Origin of the sequence: Bradyrhizobium sp. (assembly GCF_049581145.1) — a bacterium.
Classification (GTDB): domain Bacteria; phylum Pseudomonadota; class Alphaproteobacteria; order Rhizobiales; family Xanthobacteraceae; genus Bradyrhizobium.
This window is the reverse complement of the sequence record NZ_JBAURI010000293.1, coordinates 1-4,730: the sequence shown is the minus strand read 5'-3', so window position 1 is coordinate 4,730 and position 4,730 is coordinate 1. Positions and strand designations below refer to the sequence as shown.

At 62.7% G+C, this 4,730-nt stretch carries 4 protein-coding genes and 1 pseudogene; 2 read left to right on the top strand and 3 right to left on the bottom strand.

The window, feature by feature from the left end; translation table 11 throughout:
* Positions 1 to 191 (top strand): hypothetical protein (locus WCB02_RS09825; RefSeq protein WP_423957831.1); only part of this gene is annotated, 191 nt, incomplete at its 5' end.
* Positions 192 to 473: 282 nt separating this feature from the next.
* Here the strand turns inward: WCB02_RS09825 and WCB02_RS09820 are convergent.
* The 3 genes from WCB02_RS09820 to WCB02_RS09810 are packed head-to-tail and all read right to left on the bottom strand — an operon-like array spanning position 474 to position 4,255.
* Entirely contained in the window at positions 474 to 2,720 is a 2,247-nt protein-coding gene (locus WCB02_RS09820) for a xanthine dehydrogenase family protein molybdopterin-binding subunit (protein ID WP_423957830.1), read from the bottom strand.
* 9 nt (positions 2,721 to 2,729) lie between these two features.
* Positions 2,730 to 3,746, bottom strand: a complete 1,017-nt coding sequence (locus WCB02_RS09815) for an FAD binding domain-containing protein (RefSeq protein WP_423957829.1) — start codon at positions 3,744 to 3,746, stop codon at positions 2,730 to 2,732.
* Positions 3,743 to 4,255 (bottom strand): (2Fe-2S)-binding protein, encoded by a 513-nt coding sequence (locus tag WCB02_RS09810; protein WP_423957827.1) that lies wholly within the window; start codon positions 4,253 to 4,255, stop codon positions 3,743 to 3,745. Before WCB02_RS09810 ends, WCB02_RS09815 begins: the two co-directional genes overlap by 4 nt.
* 267 nt (positions 4,256 to 4,522) lie before the next feature.
* Between WCB02_RS09810 and WCB02_RS09805 the strand changes: the two are divergent.
* Positions 4,523 to 4,730, top strand: a pseudogene (locus WCB02_RS09805) (hypothetical protein); the annotation flags it as partial.

The window sequence follows — 4,730 nt, the reverse complement described above, 5'->3', positions numbered from 1 at the left end:
TCGGAGCAGTTGTTCGCGAAAACAAGCACGCGAAAGGCTCCGGCAGGAATCGGGGCTCCCACTTCGTCACGCTGGGTCGCCAGCGCCGTCAGACAGCGTTCGATCTGTGCGGCTTCGTTGTGAGCGGGGATTGCGACAATCGCGTTTGGATGATCATCATGCCGATAGACGTTTGTGGTACGCACGGGTAACTATTTCTCTGCCTGCAATAAAGCCATCTTGCTAAGTGGCGAACATCGACTCGGTTCCTCGATCGACCGCTGAATTCAGGCGGTTCGTATGTAACGCGCAGGGGTGATCCGTGTCGGACCCTGGCTCGGGCGGTCAACGGGGCCCGAGCAACGCTTGCGAACCGGCCGACATGAAATCTCTGCGGTCAAGCCCTCGAACTTTCGATATGGCCCGGTTCTCCGGGATCAAGCCAACCCAGAACCGCGCAGCGATTAGATTGCCTGATCGGCTGTCACGAGCCGTTACCGTTGTTCGATCAGCTTGTCGATGGTAATCGGAAAGTAACGCACCCGCCTGCCGGTCGCGTGGAAGATCGCATTGGCGACCGCGGCGGCCGTTCCGACGATGCCTATTTCGCCGAGGCCCTTCACGCCGAGGGGACTGGCCTTATCGTCCTGCTCCTTGACGAAAATCACCTCGATATCCCTGATGTCGGCGTGAACAGGCACGTGGTATTCAGCCAGATTATGATTCATGATCTTGCCGAGACGATGGTCGGTCATCGCCTCCTCATGCAGCGCCATCCCGATGCCCATGACAACGCCGCCCAGAATCTGGCTGCGCGCAGTCTTCGGATTCAGGATCTTACCGGCCGCGGTGGCGCAGACGATTTTCGAGATTCGCACCACACCGAGTTCCTCGTCGACCCGAACTTCAGCGAACACGGCCGAATGCGTATAGCTGACATATTTCCGCATTTGGGCAGGATCGGGCGCGGCCTTGCCGTCCTCGACGATCTCATCCAGATCGGCGGCGTGCATGACTTCTGCGAATGAAAGACTGCGTCCTGGATCGTCCTTTCGGGCGATACGCCCCGACTCGAATTCGACATCGTCGAAGCTGGCCCCCGCAAGCGGCGAATTGGCCATCTTTGCCGCATGCTTGAACAGCGTCTGCTTGACCGCTTCGCAGGCCGATTGCACGGCAGAGCCGTTGGACGCGGCAGTCCACGAGCCGCCTTCGACCGGCGATTGCGGCAGCGAGGAGTCGCCGATCCGGGGAGTCACCGCCTCGATCGGCAGTCCGAGCGCGTCCGCACCGATCTGGGCGAGGATGGTCCAGGTGCCCGTGCCGATGTCGGAAGCAGCGGTCGACACTTCGAGACGGCCATCAGCCATCAGCCTGGCTTTCGCCTCCGCCTTTTGCAGCGACGCCTCCCACATCCCCGTCGCCATGCCGAGGCCGACCAGATCGTGGCCGTCGCGCATCGACCGGGGCTCGCGCTTGCGCTGCCGCCATCCGATCGCGGCAGCCCCTTGCTCGTAGCAGGACAGCAGCGCCTTTGAGGTATGCATCTTGCCGCTGCTTTCCTCGATCGAGGCGAAATTGAGCTTTCGCAATTCCAGCGGATCGATGCCGACCCGATAGGACAATTCATCCATCGCGCATTCGAGCACTGTCACGCCGACGGCGGCGCCAGGCGCACGCATGTCGCAGGGCGTCGCGGTGTTGAGTTTGGCCAATGCGTAACTCAGCCTGACGTTGTCGCAGTGGTACATCATGCCGGACCAGTTCACGAGCGCTTCCTGATAATCTTCGTAAAGCGAGGTCGCGCTGACCCCGTCATGCATGATGGAGACAAGGCGGCCATCGTGATCGGCGCCCAGCGAAATCGCGTGATAGGTGTCGGGACGGTAGCCGATGTAGAACATCTGCGCGCGCGTCATCACCACGCGCACCGAACGCTTGAGTTCGAGGCTCGCCATCACGGCAAAAAACAGTTGCTGCTGCGGCCGCAGCCCGGCACCGAACGCACCGCCGACATAGTGGTTGACCACCCGGACATTGCCGGTCTTCAGGCCGAACACTGAGGTGACATAGCCTTGGCTGTTCTGCGAGCCTTGGGTCTTTTCATAAATCGTCAGCCTGCCTTCGCCCTCGAAAACGCATGTCGTGGCGAACAACTCCATCGGATTGTGATGTTCGGCGTTGACGCGGTAATCCGCGCTGACCCGATGGGCGGCTTGCGAAAAGAGCTTTTCCGCCTCACCGCGCGGCGCCGGCGGCGGCGGGATGCCATCGCGCTTGCGTGGCGGATCGTAGGCTGCCGAGCGTTGCAGGTCGAGTGCGGTGCCGTGCGCGGCCACCTCATACTCCGCGCGTACCAGCGAAGCCGCGTCCCGCGCCGCCTCGAAGCTGTCGGCCACGACCAGCGCAATCGGCTGGCCGTCGAACAGAATGCGGTCCGAATGGAGCGGCCTGAACGGATGGCCGGGCGGCGCAACCTCGTCATGCCAATTCCGGTCGAGCCAGGCCGCCTTGCCGCGATTTTCATGGGTGAAGACCTCGACCACGCCCGGCACGGCGCGTGCCCGGTCGATCTCGAGCTTTTTGATCCGGCCTGACGCGATGGCACCGGGAACGATGACCCCGTACAGCAAATCGCTCGCGGGATATTCCGCAGCATATTTCGCCTGTCCCGTCACCTTGAGCCGGCCGTCGACCCGGCTGGTTGGATGCCCGATCGGGCGCAATTCGGCTGTTTGCAAAGCCGCCTCCTAACGAACGGATTTGTCGGACTGATTCTGTGGGGTTCCGGCAGCGGCCTGCCGCAACGCGCGGACGATCGTGCGCCGCGCCAGCCCGATCTTGAAATCGTTCTCGCCCTGCCCCTTTGCATCGCGCAAAATCGCCTCCGCGCAACGGTCGAAAGCCGCCTCCCCCGGCGGTTGACCCTGCAACAGTTCCTCGGCGCCGCGGGAGCGCCATGGCTTGTGCGCAACTCCTCCCAGCGCGATCCTGGCTTCCACGATCTTGTCGTCCCCGATCTTGAGTCCGACGGCGACGCTGACCAGGGCGAAGGCGTAAGACAGCCGGTCCCTGACTTTCAGATAGGTGTGGTTCGGTCCGAAATCGGAATCCGGCAGCTCGATCGACGTGATCAATTCACCAGCTTCCATCGTATTGTCGCGCTGGGGCTGCTCGGCTGGCAGGCGGTGAAATTCGGCGAATGGGATGCTGCGGCTGCCCCGCGGTCCCTCGACATGGACGACCGCCTGCAGCGCCGCCAGCGCTACACACATGTCCGACGGATGCACCGCAATGCAGTTGTCGCTCGCGCCGAGAATGGCGTGGATGCGATTGACGCCGCCGATCGCCGGGCAGCCGCTCCCCGGATTACGCTTGTTGCAGGCGGTTGACGGATCATAGAAGTAATAGCAGCGGGTCCGCTGCAGCAGGTTGCCACCGGTCGTCGCGGCATTGCGCAATTGCGGCGACGCTCCTGCCAGTACGGCACTCGCGAGCAGCGGATACTGCTTCCGAACCCGTGGGTCCCAGGCCAGATCGCTGTTGGTGACGAGCGCGCCGATCCGCAGCCCCCCCTCACGGGTCTCCTCTATCGAGCGCAACGGCAACCGGTTGATATCGACCAGGCACGACGGCCTGGCCACGTCGTATTTCATCAAGTCGACGAGATTGGTGCCGCCGGCGAGCGCGCGGGCATCGGCCGAGGAGGCCAGCGCCTTCACGGCGTCCGCCACTGATTCCGGCCGGAGATATTCGAACCGGTTCATTCGGCGGCCTCGCGCGCATGGTCGGATTGCTGCATGACGTCTTCGATCGCGTCGGCGATGTTGGTGTAGGCCCCGCAGCGGCAAATGTTGCCGCTCATCTGCTCGCGGATGTCGGCGCGGGAGCGGGCATGGCCTTCCGCCAACAATCCGGCGGCCGAGCAGATCTGGCCGGGCGTGCAATAGCCACACTGAAAGGCATCGTGCTCGACGAACGCAGCCTGCAGCGGATGAAGCTCGCCACTGCCTGACAATCCTTCGATCGTGGTAATCTCGGCGCCATCCCTGGCGACGGCCAGGATAAGGCAGGAATTGATCCGCTTGCCGTCGATCAAAACCGTGCAGGCGCCGCACTGACCCTGATCACAGCCCTTCTTCGTGCCCGTGAGCCCAAGCCGCTCGCGGAGCAGATCGAGCAGCGTGACCCACGGATCGATCCGAAGCTGATGACGCGTTCCGTTGATGGTCAGGCTGATCGGTACCCCGGTGGACAGTGCGGGAGGACTTGGCACAACAACCTCGTTTCGGCAGGAATCGCTGTTCTAAAAAGTTAGCTGTTTTAGAACACACTCAACCAGATGCCGTTCCTGTCGCGCCTGCCGAATGTGCTTCACCATCGCCGCACGGTCGAACCCCTGTCTGTCGTTGTTTGCCTCCATCGCGTCGACCAGCGCCGTCAGACGATGAAAGCAAAAAGCCCCGCATTGCGGGGCTTTTTCTTATCGAAAGTATTGAGGAGCCGGCGCCCTTAGCGCTGTGGCGAGGCGTTGGGACTGGTCGTGCGACCCGACGGGTTCGTGTTTGCGCCGTTCATGTTGGGCGAAGTTCCGATCCCGGTGCCGGTGCTGCTCGATCCGGTCGTTCCACTGGTTCCGGCGGAGCCCGATCCGCTCATCCCGGTGGTGCCGGAACCTGCTGAGCCAGTCCCCATAGAGCTCCCCATGGAGCTTGCCCCCGTGGAACCCGAGCCACCCATCGAGCCGGAGC